This is a genomic window from Pseudonocardia sp. SID8383, assembly GCF_009864975.1.
GTDB classification, from domain to species: Bacteria; Actinomycetota; Actinomycetes; order Mycobacteriales; family Pseudonocardiaceae; genus Pseudonocardia; species Pseudonocardia alni.
On record NZ_WWFY01001063.1, the window covers coordinates 1 to 1,022 of the forward strand.

Annotated in this window: 1 protein-coding gene; it reads right to left on the reverse strand. The window is 77.9% G+C overall.

Going from position 1 to position 1,022, the window contains the following annotated elements:
- On the reverse strand, positions 1-1,022 hold a 1,022-nt coding region (locus GTW08_RS25685), incomplete at both ends, for a phosphopantetheine-binding protein (protein ID WP_237454192.1).

A 1,022-nucleotide genomic window follows, 5' to 3' on the forward strand; every position in this document is an offset into this window, starting at 1 on the left:
GTCGAACGGGCGGGCCCGCTCGGCGTCGAGCACGGCGGCCGGGTCGGTGCCGCGCACGTCGTGCTCGGTCCACGGCAGCGTGACGCGGTCGGCGACGCCCTGGACGACGCGGCCGTCGGCGCGCTGGGCGAACCCGGCACGCAGCTGCGGGTGCCGGTCGAGCAGGTCGGACAGCGCGGCGCGCAGGGTGCCCGGGTCGACGTCGGCGGGCAGGTCGAGGACCTCCTGCACGACGTAGGAGGTGTCGGCCGGGTCGAGCGCGGCGTGGAAGAAGAAGCCCTCCTGCAGCGGGGACACCGGCCCGGCGAGGGTGACGGGGCCGAGCACGGCGGCCGCGGCGTCGTCGAGGACGGTCGTGTCGGGCCCGGTGGGCGCGGCGACGGCGTGGTGCTCGGTCACGAGCGGCGCGAGCTCGGCGACGGTGCGGTGGGTGAAGACCTGCCGCGGGGTGACCAGCAGGCCGGACTCGCGGGCCCGCACGACCAGCCGGATCGACAGGACCGAGTCGCCGCCGAGGGCGAAGAAGTCGTCGTCGACGCCGAAGCCGGGCACCCCGAGGACCTCCGACACGAGGTCGCAGAGCAGCGCCTCGCGTGGTGTGCCGGGACGGGTGCCGCGGACCTGCGCGGACAGGTCGGGGGCGGGCAGCGCGGCCCGGTCGGTCTTGCCGTTGGCCAGTACCGGCACCGACGGCAGCGGGACGACGGCGGCGGGCACCATCCAGTCCGGGAGCAGGTCGCGCAGGTGCTCGCGCAGGGCGCCGACCAGGGCGTCGACGTCCCGGAACGGGGCCGGGCGGTGGAACGCGGGGCCGGTCGGGTCCGTGCTCGCGCGGTGCAGCGGGCCGGGGTCGACGCCGGGCCGGGAGAACAGCAGCTCGACCGTCGCCCCGGTGCCCCAGGTGCCCTCGGCCGTGTAGCCGAGGGACTCGCCGAGGGCCAGCAGCTCCTCGGGGTCGGCGCCGGCGGGCGGTTCGGGCTCGCCGTCGATGCGGGCGCGGGTGGCGCGGTCGGCGGCCGAGC